Source organism: Ruegeria sp. BJ6 (genome assembly GCF_056537885.1).
The window spans coordinates 762031-778657 of sequence record NZ_JBQFSG010000001.1 but is presented as its reverse complement, the minus strand read 5'-3'; the positions used below and the strand labels follow the sequence as shown (position 1 = coordinate 778657).

General features: G+C 58.9%; 19 protein-coding genes. 9 read left to right on the top strand and 10 right to left on the bottom strand.

What is annotated here, in order from left to right; genetic code table 11:
* Positions 1-60: 60 nt before the first annotated feature.
* Together ACR0D6_RS03765 and ACR0D6_RS03760 are read left to right on the top strand one after the other, a co-directional pair.
* A complete protein-coding gene (locus ACR0D6_RS03765) occupies positions 61-663 on the top strand; it encodes a DsbA family protein (RefSeq protein ID WP_480448640.1) in 603 nt (200 codons plus the stop codon).
* Entirely contained in the window at positions 660-1472 is an 813-nt protein-coding gene (locus ACR0D6_RS03760) for an alpha/beta fold hydrolase (RefSeq protein ID WP_480764508.1), read from the top strand. Before ACR0D6_RS03765 ends, ACR0D6_RS03760 begins: the two co-directional genes overlap by 4 nt.
* Here ACR0D6_RS03760 and ACR0D6_RS03755 read toward each other — a convergent pair whose 3' ends face one another.
* The 3 genes from ACR0D6_RS03755 to ACR0D6_RS03745 are packed head-to-tail and all read right to left on the bottom strand — an operon-like array spanning position 1473 to position 3912.
* Positions 1473-2510, bottom strand: coding sequence for a threonine aldolase family protein (locus ACR0D6_RS03755; protein ID WP_480764507.1), 1038 nt, complete (start codon positions 2508-2510; stop codon positions 1473-1475).
* Complete coding sequence (locus ACR0D6_RS03750) at positions 2510-2983, bottom strand: YcgN family cysteine cluster protein (protein ID WP_480764506.1); 474 nt, start codon at positions 2981-2983, stop codon at positions 2510-2512. The genes ACR0D6_RS03755 and ACR0D6_RS03750 overlap by 1 nt, the downstream gene beginning before the upstream one ends.
* The gene (locus tag ACR0D6_RS03745; RefSeq protein WP_480764505.1) at positions 2980-3912 is read right to left on the bottom strand and encodes a bifunctional riboflavin kinase/FAD synthetase; all 933 of its coding nucleotides are present in this window, start codon (positions 3910-3912) and stop codon (positions 2980-2982) included. Before ACR0D6_RS03745 ends, ACR0D6_RS03750 begins: the two co-directional genes overlap by 4 nt.
* Before the next feature lie 225 nt (positions 3913-4137).
* Between ACR0D6_RS03745 and ACR0D6_RS03740 the strand changes: the two genes are divergently transcribed.
* Both ACR0D6_RS03740 and ACR0D6_RS03735 read left to right on the top strand, forming a co-directional pair.
* On the top strand, positions 4138-4719 hold the full coding sequence (locus ACR0D6_RS03740) for a methylenetetrahydrofolate reductase C-terminal domain-containing protein (RefSeq protein ID WP_480764504.1): 582 nt from the start codon (positions 4138-4140) through the stop codon (positions 4717-4719).
* Complete coding sequence (locus tag ACR0D6_RS03735) at positions 4716-5705, top strand: methylenetetrahydrofolate reductase (RefSeq protein WP_480764503.1); 990 nt, start codon at positions 4716-4718, stop codon at positions 5703-5705. Before ACR0D6_RS03740 ends, ACR0D6_RS03735 begins: the two co-directional genes overlap by 4 nt.
* A 59-nt stretch (positions 5706-5764) precedes the next feature.
* On the opposite strand, the gene ACR0D6_RS03730 is transcribed toward ACR0D6_RS03735, so the two are convergent.
* The 3 genes from ACR0D6_RS03730 to ACR0D6_RS03720 all read right to left on the bottom strand — a co-directional run bounded on the left by ACR0D6_RS03730 (position 5765) and on the right by ACR0D6_RS03720 (position 8377).
* Positions 5765-6208 carry a MaoC family dehydratase gene (locus ACR0D6_RS03730; RefSeq protein ID WP_170651005.1) on the bottom strand — a complete coding sequence of 148 codons (444 nt, stop codon included), beginning with the start codon at positions 6206-6208 and terminating at the stop codon, positions 5765-5767.
* A 102-nt stretch (positions 6209-6310) separates the two neighbouring features.
* The gene (locus tag ACR0D6_RS03725; RefSeq protein WP_480764502.1) at positions 6311-7186 is read right to left on the bottom strand and encodes a TIGR01459 family HAD-type hydrolase; all 876 of its coding nucleotides are present in this window, start codon (positions 7184-7186) and stop codon (positions 6311-6313) included.
* A 264-nt stretch (positions 7187-7450) separates the two neighbouring features.
* Positions 7451-8377 carry a GlxA family transcriptional regulator gene (locus ACR0D6_RS03720; RefSeq protein ID WP_480764501.1) on the bottom strand — a complete coding sequence of 309 codons (927 nt, stop codon included), beginning with the start codon at positions 8375-8377 and terminating at the stop codon, positions 7451-7453.
* A 91-nt stretch (positions 8378-8468) separates the two neighbouring features.
* Here ACR0D6_RS03720 and ACR0D6_RS03715 point away from each other — a divergent pair, with 91 nt between their 5' ends.
* Positions 8469-8879, top strand: coding sequence for a GFA family protein (locus tag ACR0D6_RS03715; RefSeq protein WP_480764500.1), 411 nt, complete (start codon positions 8469-8471; stop codon positions 8877-8879).
* A 45-nt stretch (positions 8880-8924) separates the two neighbouring features.
* Here ACR0D6_RS03715 and ACR0D6_RS03710 read toward each other — a convergent pair whose 3' ends face one another.
* From ACR0D6_RS03710 to ACR0D6_RS03700, 3 genes are all read right to left on the bottom strand, one after another.
* Complete coding sequence (locus ACR0D6_RS03710) at positions 8925-9845, bottom strand: manganese-dependent inorganic pyrophosphatase (RefSeq protein ID WP_480764499.1); 921 nt, start codon at positions 9843-9845, stop codon at positions 8925-8927.
* 106 nt (positions 9846-9951) lie between these two features.
* Positions 9952-10932 (bottom strand): TraB/GumN family protein, encoded by a 981-nt coding sequence (locus ACR0D6_RS03705; protein WP_480764498.1) that lies wholly within the window; start codon positions 10930-10932, stop codon positions 9952-9954.
* 18 nt (positions 10933-10950) lie between these two features.
* A complete protein-coding gene (locus tag ACR0D6_RS03700; RefSeq protein WP_480764497.1) occupies positions 10951-11937 on the bottom strand; it encodes a TraB/GumN family protein in 987 nt (328 codons plus the stop codon).
* 104 nt (positions 11938-12041) lie between these two features.
* Between ACR0D6_RS03700 and ACR0D6_RS03695 the strand changes: the two genes are divergently transcribed.
* Complete coding sequence (locus ACR0D6_RS03695) at positions 12042-12716, top strand: DUF2161 domain-containing phosphodiesterase (RefSeq protein ID WP_480764496.1); 675 nt, start codon at positions 12042-12044, stop codon at positions 12714-12716.
* A 9-nt stretch (positions 12717-12725) separates the two neighbouring features.
* Here the strand turns inward: ACR0D6_RS03695 and ACR0D6_RS03690 are convergent, their stop codons facing one another.
* Positions 12726-13622, bottom strand: coding sequence for an alpha/beta fold hydrolase (locus ACR0D6_RS03690; RefSeq protein ID WP_480764495.1), 897 nt, complete (start codon positions 13620-13622; stop codon positions 12726-12728).
* 246 nt (positions 13623-13868) lie between these two features.
* Between ACR0D6_RS03690 and ACR0D6_RS03685 the strand changes: the two genes are divergently transcribed.
* From ACR0D6_RS03685 to ACR0D6_RS03675, 3 genes are all read left to right on the top strand, one after another.
* On the top strand, positions 13869-14156 hold the full coding sequence (locus tag ACR0D6_RS03685; RefSeq protein WP_170650997.1) for a co-chaperone GroES: 288 nt from the start codon (positions 13869-13871) through the stop codon (positions 14154-14156).
* A gap of 64 nt (positions 14157-14220) precedes the next feature.
* Entirely contained in the window at positions 14221-15861 is a 1641-nt protein-coding gene (gene groL / locus ACR0D6_RS03680) for a chaperonin GroEL (RefSeq protein ID WP_170650996.1), read from the top strand.
* A 183-nt stretch (positions 15862-16044) separates the two neighbouring features.
* Positions 16045-16581 carry a GNAT family N-acetyltransferase gene (locus ACR0D6_RS03675; RefSeq protein WP_480764494.1) on the top strand — a complete coding sequence of 179 codons (537 nt, stop codon included), beginning with the start codon at positions 16045-16047 and terminating at the stop codon, positions 16579-16581.
* Positions 16582-16627: the final 46 nt, after the last annotated feature.

The window sequence follows — 16627 nt, the reverse complement described above, 5'->3', positions numbered from 1 at the left end:
TTGACACCGCTTAGCATGGCCTTACCGTCCCGCAAAGATAATGCAGCGGAGAAAGTGAACATGGCCGACATTGACTACTATTTTGCGACACTCTCGCCTTATTCCTATCTGGCAGGAACACGGCTTGAGGAAGTTGCCGCCAAACATGGCGCTTCCATTGCCTATAAGCCGGTGGATATCATTGCCCTGTTCGGCCGCACCGGTGGGACGCCCCCCAAGGACCGGCACATCTCGCGCATCGAATACCGCGCACAGGAATTGGTGCGTCAGGCGAAAAACCTCGGGATGAAGCTCAACCTGCAACCGGCGCACTGGCCAACCAATGCGGCACCTTCGTCATACGCCATCATAGCCGCGATACAGGACGGCAGCGGCGATGTCGGCAAACTCTGTCATTCGATCCTGCGTGCCTGCTGGGCCGAGGAAAAGGATATCGCGCAGGACGACGTGATCCGCGACTGTCTGGAACAGGCCGGGTTTGATCCCAATCTGGCCGACAGCGGCCTGCTGTTGGGCGCCGAAACCTATGCCGCCAATCTGGAAGAGGCGGTGGATCGCGGTGTCTTTGGCGCTCCGTTCTACATTACGCCCGATGGGCAACGGTTCTGGGGGCAGGATCGCTTGGACGATCTGGACCGGCATTTGGCGGATCTCAAGGGGTGAGCGAATTACTTCAGTTGCCGCAAGCGGCATTTGTTCGGACGCTGGGGCAGGGGCCGCGAAAGGTCCTTGCCCTTCATTGTACGATCGCCCACTCGGGGGCCTGGAAAGGGCTGGCAGGTGAATTGCACGAGGAGGCCACATTTGTTGCCCCCGACATGCTGTCGCATGGCCGCAGCCCCGACTGGGATCGGCAGGGTGATTTTCAGGACCGGATCACACAGATTTCCCTGACCCACCTGACTGAACCCATGGACGTGATCGGCCATTCATTTGGAGCAACGGTGGCCCTGCGGCTGGCGGTGGAACATCCCGAACTGGTCCGAAGCGCCACGTTGATCGAGCCTGTGTTCTTCGCAGTTGCCGTTCAGGATGCGCCGCATCTGATCGAACAGCACGCACAGGATGCGCAACCCTATATGGATGCGATTTCGCGTGGTGACGAAGCGCTTGCCGCCCGCCTGTTCAACCGCATGTGGAGCACGGATGACAGCCCGCGCTGGCCGGACCTGCCGGAAAGCACCCGCGCCGCGATGATCCGGGGCATTCACGTTGTGCCAACCGTCGACGATGCCCTGTTTGCGGATCGGGCAGGTCTGCTGAAACCGGGTATGCTGGACAGGGCCAATATGCCGATCCGGCTGTTGCGCGGATCGCTTTCTCACCCGGTCATGGTCGCGATCAACGACGGGCTGACCCGGCGTCTGCCCAATGCGACTGGTGCCGTGATAGATGGGGCAGGGCACATGCTGCCCATTTCTCACCCTGTTCAGACAGCCGCACAGGTGCGCGCTCTTTGGGCGCAGGGCTGATCACCCCAGCAGAGAAAGGAACTGGTCGATCATCTCTTCGCTGATGGACCAGTCACAGACCAGACGGCAGGCCAATGGCTCGTCCTCATCCGCGCCTTCCAGTTCCGCTCCCCAAAAATGATAGGCAGCGCCTGCGTCATGCAGGCGCCGGTGCGTGCTGCGGGGGAAGCTGGCAAAGATCATGTTGGCCTGCGGCTCGTGCAGGAACGAAGCCCCCGCCGCGCGCAGACCATCCGCCAGTCTTGCGCAATTCGCGTTGGCCTGACGCGCTGATTTCAGCCACAGATCGTCTTTCAGATAGGCAGCCATCTGCGCCGACAAGTAGCGGTGTTTCGAAAACAGATGCGCTCCGCGCTTGCGGCGCAGCTCGAACTCCCAAGCTTTGCTTTCGTCAAAAAACACCACTGCCTCAACGCCCATCAGGCCATTTTTGGTGCCACCGAAACTGACCGCATCTACACCGGCCTTCCACGTCATTTCAGCAGGCGAACAATTCAGCGCCACCAGCGCATTGGCAAAGCGTGCGCCGTCCAGATGCACCGGCAGGCCGTATTCCTTGGCGACACCGCACAGGCTCTGCAACTCTTCCAGAGAATAGACAGACCCGCGCTCGGTCACCTGCGTGATCGACACCGGCCCGCGTTGCGGTCCATGCACCCCGCGGGTTTCTTCTGCCAGGATCGACTTGCGCAAGGCTTCGGCGGTCATCTTGTCATCACCCGGCACCAGCGTCAGCTTTGCTCCGCTATAGAATTCAGGCGCGTTGCATTCATCCTCGTGAATATGGGACACGGGCGAGCAGAACACGGTTTCCCACGGCTTTGTCAGCGTTGCCAGCGCCAGCGAATTCGCCGCCGTTCCGGTCGCCACCAAATAGACCGCAGCACCGGGGGCCTCGAAGATACCGCGAATCTGATCGCGCACTTCGTTCATCAGCGTGTCCGCGCCATAGGCCATCTGATAGCCCTGATTGGCCTCGGTCAGCGCGGCCAGAACTTCTGGATGAACAGGCCCGGAATTGTCAGAGGCGAAATACATCAGATAGGCTCCTCGATTATATAGTCTTCCCAGTCTTCTTCGGGTGTCTCAAACTCAGACACGGTGCGCCCCTGTACCGAAACGCCGGCCTTGTGAACGCTGTCCGGCGTACCTGATATCAACGGATGCCAGTCGTAAAGGGGCTTGCCCTCACAAAGCAGCCTGTAGGCGCAGGTTTTGGGCATCCAATAGGCGTGGCTGTCGATATTGTCGGGTTTCAGTACGATGCACTCGGGCACAAATTGATGGCGGATGTCATACTGCGTGCAGCGGCAGCTTTCATCGTCCAGCAAACGGCAGGCGACACAGGTCAGCTCAACCCGCCCGGTATCCTCGTCTTCCAGCTTGTTCAGGCAGCATTTGCCGCAACCGTCGCACAACGCTTCCCATTCACGGTCGTTCAGCTTGCGCAATGGTTTGCGCTCCCAGAAACGCGAGGGCAACCCCGCGCGGTCGATCGGATCCTTGGTCATTCTGCTGCCAGAATTTCGCGGGCTTTGGCGCAATCGTCATCCATCTGCGCAATGAGGGCATCCAGACCGTCAAAGGTCATCTCAGGTCGCAGATACTCGACCAGTCCTACCGATAAGGTGGCCCCGTACAGATCGCCTGAGAAATCGAACAGGAAAGTTTCGATATTGGGTTGTTCGCCCTTGAACATGGGTCGCGTACCGACCGACGCGGCCCCGCGATAGCTGCCCTGGTTCGGGCCATCCAGCACATCGACCAGAACCGCGTAAACCCCGAATTTCGGCTGGTGCAGCCCCTCGATGGACATGTTCGCCGTGGGAAAGCCCAACTCGCGCCCTCGCTGCTCGCCGCCGATCACCTCACCTTCAATGCGGTGCCAGTGCCCCAGCATCGCGGCCGCATCACGCGGGCGGCCATCGCTCAGCGCGGTACGGATCGCGGTCGAGGATACAACGTTTTCCGATCGCTCCATCAGCGGTGCAACGGTCACACCAAACCCCATCTCCTGTCCGAAACGCACCATGTCATCTGCATTGCCGCTGCGACCTTTACCAAAACAGAAATCGGCCCCGACGACGACATGGGACAGTCCCAGGCCGTCACAGATGACATTGCGGGCAAACTCCTCGGGCATCAGCCCGGCCAGTGCCGCATTGAACTGCAGCTCATACAACTTTTCGACGCCCAGCTTTTCCAGCCGGTGCGCGCGCGCGTTGCCACGCATAAGGCGGAACGACGGTGTGTCGGGCGAAAAAAACTCGCGCGGATGCGGCTCGAACGTCATGACGCCCAGCGGCGCCATTGGTGCCGCGTTTCGCGCCAGTTCGATGACCGACTGGTGCCCGATATGAACACCGTCAAAATTGCCGATCGCAACGCTGGCGCCGCGATCTTCTGGCTCGACATACTTGAAATCACGGATGATGCGCATGAGCGTTTGCGTAGCGGGACAGCGGCATATGTTCAAGCGCAGATCGAATTTTGTACCCCAACACCTTCGGAATATCGGACCAATTGCAGGTGTTGTTTCCGGACCAACCATCGCTTGATCCAAATAATCGGGGGTGTAGACTGGTAGCCCGGCCAGATCAGGCCATGATTACCCTGGTCAAGCTTCGGGCCGGCCATCGGCGAAAAAGCCAGAAGGGTCAGTGCCATGTATCGACTGCGACTGTTCGCGATCCGCCATGCCCGTGCATTCGAGTGGATTTACAAGCGTGTCGAAGGTGGCATGGTGGCGCTGGACCCTCTGTTTGCGAAAATTGGTTACAACCGCGTCGAACGCCCGATTGCACTGGTCGAGAAAGGCGTCAAAACACTGCTGTTCGACTGCAAGATGTGCGGTCAATGTGTGCTCAGCTCGACCGGCATGTCCTGCCCGATGAACTGCCCCAAACAATTGCGCAACGGACCCTGCGGCGGCGTGCGCCCCGGCGGGTTCTGTGAAGTAAAGCCTGAGATGAAATGCGTCTGGTCCCTGGCCTGGGACGGGGCCAGCCGAATGCGCGAAGGTGGCGCGAAAATCAAAGAGGTCCTGCCACCGGTCGAACATACACTAAAGGGCTCATCCTCGTGGCTTCGCGTCAGCCGCGAGATTGCCGCCCGAAACCGCGAAGCGCGAAATGCGGCCCGACAGACATTGGCGCAGGCATTCCCCGAGGCCCGCAAGAACGAACCATCCGCTGCCCCACTGGCCGCAGAACCACCCAACGCGGTCAACCGGGAGCTTCGGAAATGAACAGCTCGCACCACAGTGAAATCGAACCGACCGGCTATGTCCCCGTACCGGATGGTTTCGTGTCCCACAGTCGTCTTGAACGCGTGCTGCGCTCGGGCCGGTTTGCGGTGACAGCGGAACTCAATCCCCCCGACAGCGCCGACCCCGAGGACGTGTTTCAGGCCGCGCAACCGCTCGGCGAGGTTGCAGATGCAATCAACGCCACTGATGCGTCCGGCGCGAATTGCCATATGTCCTCAATCGGGATCTGCGCCTTGCTGACGCGCGCGGGCTATTCGCCGGTATACCAGATCTCCTGCCGCGACCGGAACCGGATTGCCATTCAGGGCGATGTGCTAGGGGCCGCCGCATTGGGGGTCAGCAACGTATTGTGCCTGACCGGTGACGGCGTCGGGGTCGGGGATCAGCCGGGCGCAAAACCTGTATTCGATTTCGATTCGCTGACCCTGCTGCGCACCATCCGAACCATGCGGGATCAGGGAACTTTCCTGTCGGGTCGTAAAATCACGCGCCCCCCGCAACTGTTTCTGGGTGCGGCGGAAAACCCCTGCATCCCCCCATATGACTGGCGCCCAAACCGTCTGGCCAAGAAGGTCGAGGCCGGTGCTGAATACATCCAGACCAATTACATCTACGACATTCCGTTGTTCGAGAAATTCATGACGCGGGTGCGGGATGAAGGCCTCGACAAACAGGTCTACATCATCGCCGGTGTCGGCCCTGTCGCCTCGGCCCGCGCGGCCCGGTGGATGCGCAGCAACGTTCCCGGCATCCATATCCCGGACCAGATCATCGAGCGGATGGAAAAGGCCGAAAAACCATCTGACGAAGGTAAGAAGATCTGCATTGAACTGATCCAGCAGATCAGGGAAATCGCAGGCGTGTCAGGTGTGCACGTCATGGCCTACCGGCGCGAGCACCTGGTGTCCGAGATCATACTCGAATCCGGCGTTCTCAAAGGGCGCGGTCCGACGCGCAGGGCATGACGGTGCTGACAAAAAAAAGGCGCCCAAAGGGCGCCTTGCAGGGTGTGATCAGGCAGGGATCAGTCGAACTTGCGCGACGGTGCCAGAACCATCGCTTCGCCGACCAGAACCTTCTTGCCATCAACCGAACAATGACAATCCAGCTTGACCCGGCGCTTGGCGAAATCGATGTCGATCACCTTGACCTCGGCATACACCATGTCACCGGGACGCACAGGCGCCAGAAACTTCAGCGACTGCCCCATATAGACCGTGCCGTGACCCGGCAACTGCTCTCCGATCACCGCCGAAATCAGGCCGGCGGTCAGCATGCCATGGGCGATGCGGCCCTCGAAGATGGTATCACGGGCATAGTCATCATCCAGATGCACCGGATTCCGGTCAGTCGACACTTGGGCAAACATTTCGATGTCTTCGTCCGTCACCACTTTGCGCAGGTAACGGGACATGCCCATTTCGATGTCTTCGATACAGATCGTTCCGCGCGGCAGATTGTCCAACATGTTGCCCTCACTTGATGTCGACCGAGTAACAATAGATTATTTCCGGTCACAGGTTGGCAACTTTATTACTTTGCACGCGCAGAAAATCAAGCCCCAAAATTGTTATCGTAATCTTCCGATCGAGTAGGTCGGATTGACCTTTTCCTTTTCAATATAAAAGCTTAGCGCGTCCGGGTCCGGCTGGTATGATGTTTTTGTCTCGGATGCAGCCAGACCACCGGTGATGAACAGGGAATCAAGCCCTTCGCCCATCCCGCCCGCGATGTCGGTATGCGGGCCGTCGCCGATGACTAGAATTTCAGAATCCGGAATATCAACGCCCAAAGCCGTCAGTCTACGGCGTGCCAGATCGTAAATCGGCGGGTGCGGTTTCCCGAAATACAGGCTCTCGCCGCCCATCTCGGTGTAAAGCCGGGCCAGAGCGCCAGCGCACCATTCGCGCACTTCGCCGCGATCCACCACGATATCCGGGTTGGCGCAAAGCAGTTTCAGGCCCATCTGCTTGGCATACAGAAAATCGGGCCGGTTCACATCCGGGTCCGCCATGGGATCAAACGGGCCACAGCACACGATGCCTTCGGCCTGATCCAGCGGAACACGTTCGATGTGAATGGGATGGTGCAGAAGTTTCAGGGGTTCGAAAAAGCCTTCGTCCCGTTCCCATTCGCCCATGAAGTATACTTTGTGACCAACTGCGCCTTGAAACATCGCCGACCGAGCCGAGTCGCCACTGGTCGCAATCGTGTCATAGGCGTCGTCCGGAACATTGAACTGCGCCAGTTGCGTGGCAACTCCGGCGCGTGGTTTGGGCGAGTTGGTGACAAGTACGACCAATCCACCCTTCGCCCGGTATTCCTTCAATGCTGCAACAGCCTCGGGGAATGCGGTGACGCCATTGTGTACGCAACCCCAAAGATCGACGAACAGCGCTTTGTAACGGTCGGAAATCTCGGTCAGAGAGGTGATGATCTGGGTCACAATGTTCTCTTTCAGGCAAAAGGGTGGGATGCCCAAGCCTATGGCAGAGGTGACAGCGTTTTACCAGAGGGGCGCTGCCTCCGCCCGTCGGGCGTGTCCCTCGGAGTATTTGAGGCCAGATGAAGAGGCGGATCCTTCATCTGGCTGAAAATACTCCGGAGCGCGAGACAGAGCCTCGCAAAAAGTCTGCGCAGATACCGTTCCGGCGAGGATATTCAGTACAAATAGCGGAGACTGATCGAACACCGCTGAATGCAGGTCGCGTCATTCCCGAAAACTCTCCAATGTCTGACCCGTCCGTTTTCGCATTGCCCGCCGCAACGCTGTTGCGTCTGAGTATCCGACGCGACATGCAATTTCGTCTTGGTTCAGATCGCTGGTACGTGCCAACCGGATCGCTTCTGTTACGCGAATGGTCTGAATGAAGGCTGAGGGCGTCATCGTGGTCGCCCGCGAAATTCGGCGCGCGAATGTTCTGCTTCCCAATCCCGCAGCCCCGGCCAGTTCGTCCAGGCTGACTTGCCTAGTGATATTGCGGCGCAGGTGCAATTCCGCCTTTTGTAATGTCGGATCACCAGCAATCATCGTGGCCACGGACATGTATGGCAATTGGCTTGGACGGCTGTCCGCCATAAGAAAACGACGGCAGTCTTCAGCGACTGCAAATCCTGCGAAATGTTCGATCAGAAACACCATCAGATCGATCTGGGAAAAGGCGGCCCCTGCGGTAAATAGATTGCCGTCGCGCAGAACGATCTGACTTGATTTGGTTTTGGCCCGCGGAAACATGGTCTGAAGCAGCGGGACAAGCCACCATGATGTGGTCACTTCGCGTTTGTCCAGCAATCCGGCAGCGCCCAATGCAAAGCAGCCGGAACAGGCCCCTGAGATGATGGTCGGCGTTTCGGACAACTCGCGCAAAACGGCGACCAGCTCTTCAAAGGCGGCCGAGGTCATGGCCCTGCGCAACTCCCGCTCGGTTGACAGGCCAAGCCCCGGAAGGATCAACAGGTCGGGTTTTGCGCCAACAGCCCGGTATTTGGCCGGTGACAGCGTGCAGAAGTCAAAAACATCGTCCCTGTTGTGTCTGCGGGACACCCTGTTGGCTGTTTCCAGCATCTCGTTCGCTATGAACAGGCTTGATTTCTGGCAGGGGTCGGGTTGCAGAATGACGGTTTTTATCGGGTGCATTTGTCAAAATTGGTTTGTTTAGTGTCAATATGGACACTGACGGAATACACAATTCCTGTCCATTGTTTTCCAAACAGCAGGAGAAAGATGGATGAAACTGGAAGGTGGATGTTTCTGCGGCGCACTTCGATACGAGGCCGAGGGCAAGCCGATATTCAAGGGGCAATGTCATTGCCGGGCGTGCCAGCACTTATCGGGCGGGGCGCCGAACCTGTTCATGCTGATGCCGCGCGAGGGGTTTCAGTATACAGCGGGTAAACCGAAACAATATCGGCGAACGGATCGCGACAATCCTGTCACGCGCGAGTTTTGTGCGGACTGCGGGACGCATGTGGCAACACACAGACCGGGGCTTGATCCCGTCATCGTCAAAATCGGGACGCTGGACGATCCCGCAGTATTCCGCGGGGCAAAAGCCGCGTTGTTTGTTGCGGAAAAGCAGGATTTTCACCTGATCCCCAACGGGATGCCATGCTTTGAGGGCATGCCGCCGATGTCATGAAAAAAGGCGCCCTTTCCGGGCGCCTTTCCTGTTCTTCAGGGCCAATCAGACCTTGAGGTTGGGGATGATCTGTTTTTTCCGGCTCATGATGCCCGGCAGGACTACGGCGTCGCCGTTTACTGACGCGCCAAAGCTCTTTTCGGCAACGCCTTTGACCAGATCGTTTGGCACCAGCAGGGTGGCTTCTTCGTTCAGGATGTCGACCACAAACAGCAGGACCTGATCGACGCCGTCTTCTTTGGCAACATCCACCATCGAGTTGGTCAGGCTGGCCTTGCGGTCCAGAACGATGCCCGGTGCGGTGGTTTCCAGAACCGATACACGGAACTTGGTGCCGTCGACTTCGTATTCCTTGCTGTCCATGCGGATCAGCTCAGCGTCCGAGAACGAGGACACATCCGATTTCGCCGCAAACATGTCGGCGGCGTAAGCTGCGATATCCAGACCCAGATCGGCTGCCAGTTTCTCGGCAACGGCGCGGTCATGGTCGGTGGTGGTGGGCGAGCGGAATTCCAACGTGTCGGACAGGATGCAGGTCAGCGCCGCACCCTTGATGGCCTCGGGCATCTTGGCGGCATCGTCGCCCATCAGGTCGTGCATGATGGTGGCGGTGCAGGCCAGCGGGCGCACGGTGATGTCGATGGGGCCTTTGGTTTCCAGACCTCCCACCAGTTTGTGGTGGTCGATGATGGCGCGAATGTCGGCGCTGTTGATGCTGGCCGGAAGTTCTGCCGGGTTGTTGGTGTCAACGATGACAACCGGCGCGCCTTCGGTCACGTCTTCGATGATCGCAGGTTTGTCCAGACCCCAGCGCTGCAGCATGAAGGCCGCTTCGGTGTTGGGCTCGCCCAGCAGGACGGGGGTGGCGTCGACACCCTTGATCTCGTTCAGGTACCAGGCCCAGACGATAGGTGAGCCGGTCGAGTCGGTGTCGGGGGATTTGTGTCCAAATACTTGGGTTGTCATGTCAGCGTCCTGCAGATTGGAAATTTGCGCGCCTTATAGGGTGGTCGAAACCGGATGTCACCCAGCGGCAACCCGGATGCGACGGAAGGTCTGATTTTCCCCCTGATCAGAAATCCGCGCGGCTCAATGTGTACCCGGCCTGCTGCAATTGATTGAGCAATCCGTGATCTGCACTCAGGTGGCCTGCGCCCACGGCAATAACTGCGGTCTGATCCTCAAGTTCCAGAATCTGGCGCATCCAGTTGGCGTTGCGCACGACCAGCATCTGTTCCTCAAAACTGCGCCACTCGGCATCGAATTCCTCGTGCGACAGTCCAGAGGCTTCAAGCCCCTGAAGGCGTGCCAGTTCTATGATCTCGGCGTGCTTTTCCTCCATATACGCATTGGCCATGGTCACCATCTGATCGTCACCGGCCTGCAACGCACCGGCCAGCCGCACGATGGACTGGGCCTGTTCCTCGATCGGGTGGCTGTCGAACATGGCGATCAGATCCTCGACCCGCTCCAGCGAGTGTTGGGGGATGTTGTGCGCATCGGCAAGTTCCGACAAGCGCTTGTCCATGCCGCGATCCGCTTCGGGGCTTTGCATCAGGCAGGGCGGGATGCCCAGCATCATGCTTAGGAACCAGGGTCGCATCTTGGCGGCCATCCAGCTTGGAAAACCGCGCTCGGCCAGTATCTTGGACAACTCAGTCCAGTCTTCCTCGTCGATCAGGTCGACCAGTGTCGGGCCAGACGTAATCAGAACCGGGCTGAAATCATTTGCCAGATCGCGCTCGAATTCTTTCATATCCTTTTGGGTGATCTCAAAGAAAAACGCATCGGCCTGCGTCAGGGCAGGAGCCAGACGCTCGACCGCTGCGCCCATGCGCTCGTCATTGGTGTGCAGCGTGCCGATCAGGTGCAGGGTGGTGTTGTCCTTGGTGGCGATCCAATGATTGCCCTCAGGAAACAGAATGTCACTCAGTGCGGCATCAAGGTCGCTGCGCATATCCGGCGACAGGTCGTGGCGCAGATCCCGGCCTTCGCAGGCGGCAAAGGCGCCAAGCGGAAACAGACAGAAAAACAGGCAGATCAAAAGTCGCATAAGGTCGATCCCGGCAAATCAGAATTCAGCGCGGGTCAGCTCATATCCCTGTTGTTTCAACAGGTTCAGAATGCCCGATTCACCCGCAAGATGCCCTGCACCCACCGCAACCACAAGCACTTGTCCCTTGGTCCGCAGAATAACCGGAACCCAGGCCCGATTTCTCTGATCCAGTATCTGCCGGTCATACTGACGCAGCAGGCGGCTGACCTCGGGGCGGGCGATCTTGATATCGCGGTACAGCGTCCATTTCTGGATCAGCATCGCCTCGGCCAACCTCTCTTCGAAATAGGCGTTTTCCAGCGTTACGACCTGATCGTCATAGTTCAGGCCGCTTTTCATATCCAGTTCCAGCAGGCGCAACTGGTCCTTCACCGGCTGGTCGGACAGCGCGCGCATCCCGTCCCCCACACGCTCAAGCGATCCCACGGCCACGCCGTTGCGGATCGCCAACCGCTCGATGCGTTCGTCAAGACCGGCATATGAGGCAATACCGCGTCCGCCGCATCCCGTGCGCGTTAGTGCCATCGAGATGTACCAGGGCTGCAGACGCGCAAGAACCTCCTTGTTCACACCCTCCGGGCGCATCCGCAATTGCAGCATGCTCCAGTCCTCGGCGGACATGAGTTCCGGCAGGGTACTGCCCCGGGGCATCATCAGGATCGCCGGATTTTGCCGGATCACATCATCCAGCCGGTCCAGTTCCGCATTCGTGACCTCAAGCAGAACCGCGTCGGCCTGCCGGATGACGGGCCGCAGCGTTCGCATGACCCGGCGCATCCGTTTATCGCCGCTGTGCTGTGTGCCGATGACATGAATGCGCTGGCCATTTCCGGTGGCAATCCAGTGGTTGCCATAGGCAAAGGGCACCCGCGAGATTTCCTGCTCCAGCCGTGCCGCTGCCTCAGGCGTCAACCTGTCGCGCAGGTCGCTTCCCGAACATCGCGCATAGGCCGCTGTTGCCGTGCAGAAACAAAGCACCAGGGCAAGCGTAGCGCGAAACATGAGAATCCTCCTGATGCCAAGCCTCATCCCTATCGTCGCGCGAGCGCGCACCGGATCGCAAACGTTATTTTTGCATTTCGCAGGATTGCGCCTAGCATGTGACCATGGAACGCGAGCAGGATCTTTACGCCCCCGTCAAGCAATTGCTGGAAAGACAGGGCTATGACGTCAAGGGAGAGGTCGGCGCGGCGGATGTCGTGGCCGTTCGGGGCGACGAACCGCCGGTTATTGTCGAGCTGAAGCTCAGGTTTTCGCTGGCCCTGTTTCATCAGGCCATCGCCCGCCTCAGGATGACCGATCAGGTCTATATCGGTGTGTGTAAACCCCGTGGGAAATCAGCGCGGCGGGCGCTGCGTGATAACCTGGGTCTTTGTCGCCGTCTGGGGCTGGGCCTGATTACGGTCCGCCCTGATGGAAGGGCCGAGGTTCATTGTGACCCCGGCCCCTATGCTCCGCGTAAATCTGCGGTGCGAACGGCCAAGCTGTTGCGTGAGTTCGACCGCCTGCAGGGCGATCCGAATTCAGGCGGGGCGACACGGCATGGCATCGTCACGGCCTACCGTCAGGACGTATTGAAATGCGCGGCCTATCTGGCCGAGAATGGATCGGCCAAAGGGGCCGTCGTGGCCAAGGCAACCGGGGTTGCAGGGGCCACACGAATGATGCGGGACAATCATTACGGCTGGTTCGACAAGGTCGAAAAGGGCGTCTATGCCTTGTCCCCGACAGGCAGCGACGGGTTGAAGCATTGGGCCTACAGCTGGGAAGAGGCTGGCTGACCTCTCGTTTCAGGCGCGCCGCTGAATGAACTCCTGCACCATCCCGACGATGACGGGCGACAGGTCGGGCGTGATGATGTGCCCCATCCCCTTGATAGCCTGAAACTCGCTTTCGGGAATATGTGCGGCGATCTCTTGTCCCAGTTCCAGCGGGATCAGCGTGTCGTCCGTTCCGTGCACAACCAGACAGGGCAGTGAAACCTGACGCAGGGCAGGGCGCCGGTCGGGGGCGCCTGCTATGGCCAGTACCTGCCGGTTCATGCCTTCGTCATCCACACCGCGCGCATAGGCCTTGGCGGCCATCGCCCGAATATCTACCTCTGGCATCGGGTAACCGGGACTTCCCCAGTTCGCATGTTCCTCAACCTGCGCATCCTGATATTCTTCCAGACTGCGGGGCCGTACCAGCAGGCTCTCGGCCAGCGCCAGCATTGCCGCGCGGTCGCCCGAGGTGCGGTCAACGAACGGGCGGCACGCGGTCATGACGATGGTGGCGGACAAAATGCGACCCGGGTGGTCGATGCACAGCTGCTGCAGAATTGCGCCGCCCATGGAAATCCCAAAGAAATGCGCGGCCTCAAGGCCCATCGCGTCCATCAGACCGATTACATCGGCTTCCATATCCTCGATGCCATAGGGGCGCGGCAGGTCGCCGCCTGAACCAATCATCTTCAGCACAGCATCGGCGTTGCCCGGTGCCTCCCGGGCTGGACAGCGCTGCGACAGCCCTACGTCACGGTTGTCGAAAACGATTGTTCGGTAACCTTCATCCACAAAGCCCTGAACCAGTTCATCGGGCCAGTGCACCAACTGACTGCCCTGTCCCCGGATCAGGATCAGAGGCGTCCCGTTCGATGGTCCGTGGTCTTCTACTTCCATAGAAATCCCGTTGGCTTTTATCTGCATCTGCGCCTCCTCTTCGAAATCCCGCGAACGGGGCTTGAACTCACGGCATCCTATTCCTTCATTGGGGCGAGTAAACAGTTCCGCTGCGGCGCAATTCGATCTGCAAAAAATTTCATCACGCCTTGTTGACTCGCTGTTTCCAACTGCCTAGCTATGCGTCGTTATCACTCTCCGTCTATGAGTGCTAACGCCCCGCTGACCAGCGGGGGGAGGATAAACAAACTTTGAGCCCAAGGAGCTGCAAAGATGGCATTGAAACCGCTTCATGACCGCGTGCTGGTTCGCCGTACCGAAAGCGACGAGAAAACCGCAGGCGGACTGATCATCCCCGACAGTGCAAAAGAAAAGCCCAGCGAAGGTGAAGTCGTCGCAACCGGCGAAGGCGCACGCAAGGACAGCGGCGAGCTGATCGCGATGGCTGTAAAAGCTGGCGACAAGATCCTGTTCGGCAAATGGTCCGGCACCGAGGTCCAGGTCGACGGCGAAGAGCTGCTGATGATGAAAGAAAGCGACATCATGGGGATCATCGCGTAAGCCACGCGCTGCCGCTGATCTCATACCGCTTTAATTACAAACATTTTTCTCAAGGAGAAAGAACATGGCTGCTAAGGACGTCAAGTTCGAAACCGATGCCCGCAACCGTATGCTGGCCGGTGTAAACACTCTGGCAGACGCCGTGAAAGTGACCCTGGGCCCCAAAGGCCGCAACGTGGTTCTGGACAAATCCTTCGGCGCACCGCGCATCACCAAAGACGGTGTTTCGGTTGCCAAGGAAATCGAACTGGAAGACAAGTTCGAAAACATGGGCGCGCAGATGGTGAAAGAAGTCGCCAGCCGCACCAATGACGAAGCAGGCGACGGCACCACCACCGCAACCGTTCTGGCACAGGCCATCGTTCGCGAAGGTCTCAAGCAGGTTGCAGCGGGCCTGAACCCGATGGACCTGAAGCGCGGCATCGATCTGGCGACCGCCAAGGTTGTCGAAGGCATCAAGAATGCTTCGCGTGAAGTGAAAGACTCGGCAGAAGTTGCTCAGGTCGGCACCATCTCTGCCAACGGCGAAGCCGAAATCGGCCAGCAGATCGCAGACGCGATGCAGAAGGTTGGCAACGAAGGCGTCATCACCGTCGAAGAAAACAAAGGTCTGGAAACCGAGACCGATGTTGTCGAAGGTATGCAGTTCGACCGTGGCTACCTGTCGCCCTACTTCGTCACCAACGCAGACAAGATGATCACCGAGCTCGACGACGTGATGATCCTGCTGCACGAAAAGAAACTGTCCTCGCTGCAGCCGATGGTTCCGCTGCTCGAGTCGGTGATCCAGTCGCAGAAGCCGCTGCTGATCATCGCCGAGGATGTCGAAGGCGAAGCGCTGGCAACCCTGGTTGTCAACAAACTGCGCGGCGGCCTGAAAATTGCTGCTGTCAAAGCACCGGGCTTCGGCGACCGCCGCAAGGCCATGCTGCAGGACATCGCAATCCTGACCGGTGGTCAGGTCATCAGCGAAGATCTGGGCATGAAGCTTGAGAATGTCACCATGGACATGCTGGGCACCGCCAAGAAAGTCTCGATCACCAAAGACGAGACCACCGTTGTTGACGGCGCAGGCGAGAAGGCCGAGATCGAAGCACGCGTTGCTCAGATCCGTACCCAGATCGAAGAAACCTCGAGCGACTACGACCGTGAAAAGCTGCAGGAACGCGTTGCCAAACTGGCAGGCGGTGTTGCCGTGATCCGCGTTGGCGGCATGACCGAAGTGGAAGTGAAAGAGCGTAAGGACCGTGTGGACGATGCTCTGAACGCAACCCGCGCTGCTGTTCAGGAAGGCGTTGTCGTTGGTGGCGGTGTCGCACTGGTTCAGTCCGGCAAAGCTCTGAACGAACTGAAAGGCGAGAACGCCGATCAGGACGCAGGTATCAACATCGTTCGCAAGGCCATCGAAGCGCCGCTGCGCCAGATCGCCGAAAACGCAGGCGTTGACGGTGCGGTTGTTGCCGGCAAGGTTCGCGAATCCTCGGACGCAGCGTTCGGCTTCAACGCTCAGACCGAAGAATATGGCGACATGTTCGCATTCGGTGTGATCGACCCTGCCAAGGTTGTGCGTACCGCTCTGGAAGACGCATCGTCGGTCGCTGGTCTGCTGATCACCACCGAAGCGATGGTTGCAGACAAGCCGCAGAAAGACGCACCTGCCGCAGGCGGCATGCCCGACATGGGCGGCATGGGCGGCATGATGTAAGAACGGCGAATTTCCGTCAGGAAATTCTGCCGACCCCAACAGGCGCTTGGCTGCAAGGCCAAGCTGCCAAAAGGGGGAGCTTTGTGCTAATGGATCGGGGTCGCCTTCGGGCGGCCCCTTTTCATTTGATAGGCTCGTGATACGGGCAGGCCTCAGGCGGGGATAATGGGAGCAAGAGGAAGAATGGCAATCGGACCTGATGTCAGCCGGGATATGCGCCCCGGCGAAGAAGCCGAAGTGGATGCGCTGCTGCGGGCGGCCTTTGAAGGTGAGGGTGAAGTAGAGCTTGTTCACCGGCTACGCCGAGATGGAGACATGGTGTCTGAGATCGTAAAGCCTTGGCAGGGGCGGATAGCGGGTTACGCCGCGTTGTCACGGATGCTTGCACCCGCAGGGTGGCTATGCCTTGCGCCAGTGGCAGTGTTGCCCGAGTTTCAGCGGGGGGCTTTAGCACCATCAGGGCAATCAAAAACGCATTGGCAGGTCGGACGGCGATTGGTGAGTGAGCTTGTCGGTGCGGCGCAAATACCGGAGTTGTCGGAGGTTCCAGTGATAGTTGTGCTGGGGCAGCCGGAGTTTTACGAAAAATGCGGCTTTTCCCGTGCGCGTGCAGCGCAACTGACGACGCCTTACCCGGTGGAATACACCATGCTTGCCGCGCCGGGGGACGACATTCCGCAAGAAACGCTGATCTATCCCGCGGCCTTTGAGGGCGAGTAAGCGGGAATGTGAGTGTCCAAGACGCGGCGAAACCGCTATGCGTCTG

Bases quoted from the DNA above. Each gene is read 5' to 3' on its own strand.
- ACR0D6_RS03700 (WP_480764497.1), bottom strand. From the start codon at position 11,937: ATGTTTCGCGCTACGCTTGCCCTGGTGCTTTGTTTCTGCACGGCAACA.
- ACR0D6_RS03720 (WP_480764501.1), bottom strand. From the start codon at position 8,377: ATGCACCCGATAAAAACCGTCATTCTGCAACCCGACCCCTGCCAGAAA.
- ACR0D6_RS03750 (WP_480764506.1), bottom strand. From the start codon at position 2,983: ATGACCAAGGATCCGATCGACCGCGCGGGGTTGCCCTCGCGTTTCTGG.
- ACR0D6_RS03715 (WP_480764500.1), top strand. From the start codon at position 8,469: ATGAAACTGGAAGGTGGATGTTTCTGCGGCGCACTTCGATACGAGGCC.
- ACR0D6_RS03705 (WP_480764498.1), bottom strand. From the start codon at position 10,932: ATGCGACTTTTGATCTGCCTGTTTTTCTGTCTGTTTCCGCTTGGCGCC.
- ACR0D6_RS03735 (WP_480764503.1), top strand. From the start codon at position 4,716: ATGAACAGCTCGCACCACAGTGAAATCGAACCGACCGGCTATGTCCCC.
- ACR0D6_RS03755 (WP_480764507.1), bottom strand. From the start codon at position 2,510: ATGTATTTCGCCTCTGACAATTCCGGGCCTGTTCATCCAGAAGTTCTG.
- ACR0D6_RS03765 (WP_480448640.1), top strand. From the start codon at position 61: ATGGCCGACATTGACTACTATTTTGCGACACTCTCGCCTTATTCCTAT.
- ACR0D6_RS03675 (WP_480764494.1), top strand. From the start codon at position 16,045: ATGGCAATCGGACCTGATGTCAGCCGGGATATGCGCCCCGGCGAAGAA.
- ACR0D6_RS03695 (WP_480764496.1), top strand. From the start codon at position 12,042: ATGGAACGCGAGCAGGATCTTTACGCCCCCGTCAAGCAATTGCTGGAA.
- ACR0D6_RS03730 (WP_170651005.1), bottom strand. From the start codon at position 6,208: ATGTTGGACAATCTGCCGCGCGGAACGATCTGTATCGAAGACATCGAA.
- ACR0D6_RS03710 (WP_480764499.1), bottom strand. From the start codon at position 9,845: ATGACAACCCAAGTATTTGGACACAAATCCCCCGACACCGACTCGACC.
- ACR0D6_RS03740 (WP_480764504.1), top strand. From the start codon at position 4,138: ATGTATCGACTGCGACTGTTCGCGATCCGCCATGCCCGTGCATTCGAG.
- groL (WP_170650996.1), top strand. From the start codon at position 14,221: ATGGCTGCTAAGGACGTCAAGTTCGAAACCGATGCCCGCAACCGTATG.
- ACR0D6_RS03685 (WP_170650997.1), top strand. From the start codon at position 13,869: ATGGCATTGAAACCGCTTCATGACCGCGTGCTGGTTCGCCGTACCGAA.
- ACR0D6_RS03690 (WP_480764495.1), bottom strand. From the start codon at position 13,622: ATGCAGATAAAAGCCAACGGGATTTCTATGGAAGTAGAAGACCACGGA.
- ACR0D6_RS03745 (WP_480764505.1), bottom strand. From the start codon at position 3,912: ATGCGCATCATCCGTGATTTCAAGTATGTCGAGCCAGAAGATCGCGGC.